The organism is Marivita sp., assembly GCF_017643905.1.
GTDB lineage: Bacteria > Pseudomonadota > Alphaproteobacteria > Rhodobacterales > Rhodobacteraceae > Marivita.
Genome location: NZ_JAEPMO010000248.1, coordinates 1 through 3,702 on the forward strand (window position 1 = coordinate 1; position 3,702 = coordinate 3,702).

4 protein-coding genes are annotated in these 3,702 nt (G+C 59.0%); 2 read left to right on the forward strand and 2 right to left on the reverse strand.

From position 1 onward, the window contains the following. The first annotated feature begins 327 nt into the window (after nt 1-327). Both JJ869_RS22660 and JJ869_RS22665 read left to right on the forward strand, forming a co-directional pair. A complete protein-coding gene (locus tag JJ869_RS22660) occupies nt 328-909 on the forward strand; it encodes a thymidine kinase (RefSeq protein WP_292271094.1) in 582 nt (193 codons plus the stop codon). A 97-nt stretch (nt 910-1,006) separates the two neighbouring features. After that, entirely contained in the window at nt 1,007-1,501 is a 495-nt protein-coding gene (locus JJ869_RS22665) for a PRC-barrel domain-containing protein (RefSeq protein ID WP_292271088.1), read from the forward strand. A 49-nt stretch (nt 1,502-1,550) separates the two neighbouring features. On the opposite strand, the gene JJ869_RS22670 is transcribed toward JJ869_RS22665, so the two are convergent. Then, entirely contained in the window at nt 1,551-2,669 is a 1,119-nt protein-coding gene (locus JJ869_RS22670; protein ID WP_292271092.1) for a beta-ketoacyl-ACP synthase III, read from the reverse strand. A gap of 109 nt (nt 2,670-2,778) precedes the next feature. Beyond that, nucleotides 2,779-3,690 (reverse strand): D-glycerate dehydrogenase, encoded by a 912-nt coding sequence (locus JJ869_RS22675; protein ID WP_292271096.1) that lies wholly within the window; start codon nt 3,688-3,690, stop codon nt 2,779-2,781. Nucleotides 3,691-3,702 lie beyond the last annotated feature (12 nt).

The following is a 3,702-nucleotide window of genomic DNA, read 5'->3' on the forward strand; positions in this document are numbered from 1 at the left end:
CAACTAAACAACACCAATATAGGCAATGTGTGTGACTACAGAAATTTGCCCGAACACAACCGCTAAATCATTGAAATAACTCAGCCAGCCACCCTCAATTCAGGCGAATTTCGGCGGATTTTGTCGAACTTGGGAGACCTGAATTAGTCGGTCGTCAAGGCACACCGGGCACAGTGCCAAAACTGGTCCGGTTTCAGGATGCGCAGTCACTTCGCCGATACAGGCAGGACCTTTTCGAGGTCATGTCACCACTCACGGAATCGGCAACGGCGCATCCTGAGCACGCCTCTCTTGCGCGCCCTGTCCGGTTGGGGCATGTGGCAGATCATGGCGAAGCTCTATTTCAACTACTCCACCATGAACGCAGGCAAATCGACCCTGCTGCTTCAGGCTGCGCACAATTACGAAGAGCGCGGTATGTCGGTGTACCGCATGACAGCGGCATTCGATAACCGGGCCGGGATGGGCAAGATCGGTTCGCGCATCGGGTTTGCCCGTGAGGCGGAGACGTTTTCGCCGATGGACGATCTGTTTCAGCGGATCGAAGAGGTCATGGCAAAGACCGAATTGGCCTGCATCTTTATCGACGAAGCGCAGTTCCTGACGCCAGAGCAGGTTTGGCAACTCGCCCGTGTCGCGGATGATCTGGGCGTGCCAGTGATGGCTTACGGGCTACGCGTCGATTTCCAGGGACAGCTGTTTCCCGGCTCCGCGACTCTGCTGGCGCTGGCGGATTCGCTGCGCGAGGTGCGCACGATCTGCCATTGCGGACGCAAGGCGACAATGGTGGTGCGCAAGGATGACCAGGGCAACGTTCTGACGGAAGGCGCGCAGGTGCAGATCGGCGGAAACGAGACCTATGTCAGCCTCTGCCGCAAACATTGGCGGCAGGAAACCGGTTCGCTTTAGTCCCAAAAAGTTCCATCACGGAGAAAAAATATTCCGTGGAACATCCTGTCCCAGCCTTGGTTGTGTCTCCAGAAGCAACACAATCCAGGAGGATATCATGAACAAGCTTTTTGCAAGCGCACTCGCCCTGACCGTCGCAACCACCGGTGCATGGGCCGGCAGCCACACGTCCGGCGAAATGACAACGGAAAACGCGGCAACCGGCATGACTGACACCACGATGGCGGACAACATGTCGATGGATGATCCGGCCAACCTGATCCGCACCCGCGACATCACCGGCGGTACGATCTACACGACCAATGCCGCCAATGACGAAGGCTGGTCGATGGACACTATCCACACCGAAGTCGGTGCCAACTGGAACAACATCGGCGAGATCGAGGACATCGTTCTGAACAAGAGCGGCCAGATGATTGGCATCGTGGCCGAGATCGGTGGCTTCCTCGACATCGCGGACAAACACGTGATGATCCCGGTGTCCGACGTGAATCTCGTGGCTGTTGACGACCGCAGCTATGCGTTCGTGACCAAGTTCAGCGAAGAAGAGCTGGAGCAGATGGAGTCGGTCGACGAAGGCTTCTGGAACTGATCCTGCCTTTGACGATCTACTGCGAAGAGGGCCGATTGGCCCTCTTTTTCTATGCGCGTTCGATCAACACTGACCCGACCGAATAGCCTGCCCCAAACGAGCAGATCACGCCGCGGTCACCCGGTTGCATGTCGTCCGAGTATTTCGAAAAGGCGATGATCGACCCGGCTGAGGACGTATTGGCATAGTCCTGCAGGATGTTTGGCTGTTCCCCCGGCTCAGGCGTCCGACCCAGAACCTTCTTCCCGATAAAATCGTTCATCGTCTTGTTGGCCTGATGCAGCCACAACCGTCTGAGGCTGTCCGCACGCCAGCCTTCATCTTCCAAGTGGCCCAGGATATGCGCCGAGACCATCGGCAGCACTTCCTTGAACACCTTGCGCCCGTTCTGCATGAACTGCATGTCGCGGCGATCTTCCATCTGGTCCCGTGTTCGGCGCAAAAACCCATTGTTGTTGCGGATGTTGTTCGAGAACTCGGTGGCGCAGCGGGTGCCATGAATGGTGAAATGCGCCCCCTTGGCATTGGCCTGAGGCTCGATCACCACGGCTGTCGCCACGTCGCCAAAGATGAAGTGACAGTCCCGGTCGCGCCATTCGAGATGCGCAGAACAGATCTCGGGGTTACCGACGATGGCACATTTGACCGATCCCGACCGCACCATGTCAGCGGCGGCCTGAATACCGAACGTGGCCGACGAACAGGCCACGTTCATGTCAAAGGCAAAGCCGCCAGCCCCTATCAGACTCTGGATTTCGACCGCTACTGCAGGATAGGCGCGTTCGTGGTTTGATGCTGCGCAGATCACAAGATCAACCTCTGACGCATCGCGTCCCGCCTGCGCCAGCGCCTTGGTGATCGCATCGACCGCCATTTCCGCCATGATCGACGGTTCTTCATCAGACCGCGCGCGCAGGTGCGGGAACATGCGCTTGGGGTCGAGAACACCGGCCTTGTCCATCACATAGCGCTGTTCGATCCCCGATGCCGAAACAATGAAATCAGCACTGGAATGGGGGACAGGTTCCATCTCGCCAGAGGCAATCGCGTCTGCATTTTCGGCATTGATCCGGTCGGCATAGGCGTTGAAGGCCACCACGAGTTCATCATTGGTGATGATGTTCTCCGGGGTGAACACACCGCTTCCGGTGATGGCGGGCTGGATCATGGCAACGGTCCTTTTTTCGTGCAGAGACCAGACTTCACCCGTGCGCCGGGGTCAAGTGCGACGCTGCGCAATGGCAAAGCCTTTCACACGGATCGAAGAACTGCTGGGGTCAAACGGCGTTTGGCAGGGGCTGTCCGTTGGCGAAGGCAATTGCATTGTCGACCGCCATCAGCCCCATTGCCGTGCGCACTTCAAGCGCGGCAGTGCCCAGATGCGGCAGGAGCGTGACGTTCTGCATGTCGATCAGCGCCTGCGGCACCATTGGTTCAAACTCGTACACATCAAGCCCCGCGCCAGCGATCCGCCCCTGGGAGAGTGCAGAAATCAAATCGGCCTCGTTGACCACATCCCCGCGCGCGATGTTCACCAGATGCGCATGGGGCTGCATGGCGTTCAGGACCGATGCGTTGATCAGATGGTGGGTCTCTGCCCCGCCGGGAACGGCAACCACAAGCACGTCCACCTGCGCGGCAAGCTCGGCCAGTTCGACCACCTGTTCCGCCGGGAACGGCATCTCTTTCGGGGATCGGTTGTAGTACTTTACCGCCATGCCAAATCCAAAATGCGCGCGCTGCGCGATGGCCTGACCGATGCGGCCCATACCGACCACGCCCAGCGTCTTTCCGGACATGTGCAGCCCCAAAAGCTGCGTCGGATGCCAACCGTGCCACTGCCCTGCACGCAGCATGCGTTCGCCCTCACCAGCACGGCGGCAGGTCATCAGCATCAGCGTCAGGGCAATGTCGGCGGTCGCATCGGTGACAGCGCCCGGCGTATTGGTCACCTCGATGCCAGCGGCGCGCGCCGCTGCGGCGTCGATATGGTTGTACCCCACCCCGAAATTCGCCAGCAGCTTGGTCCGCTTTTCCGGCACCGCATCAAAGATGTCCGCACGATAGGCATCGCCAAGCGTGGGCAGCACAACGTCATACTCCGAAAGGCTCTGGATCAGCTCGTCCCGGCTGAGTGGCGCAGTGTTTTCGCGCACGCTGACGTCAAACACCCCCCGAGCCTGGTCCAAGCCAGGATCGGG

Excerpts from the sequence above, each read along its gene's own strand:
- JJ869_RS22660 (WP_292271094.1), top strand. The coding sequence starts at position 328 with ATGGCGAAGCTCTATTTCAACTACTCCACCATGAACGCAGGCAAATCG.
- JJ869_RS22665 (WP_292271088.1), top strand. The coding sequence starts at position 1,007 with ATGAACAAGCTTTTTGCAAGCGCACTCGCCCTGACCGTCGCAACCACC.
- JJ869_RS22670 (WP_292271092.1), bottom strand. The coding sequence starts at position 2,669 with ATGATCCAGCCCGCCATCACCGGAAGCGGTGTGTTCACCCCGGAGAAC.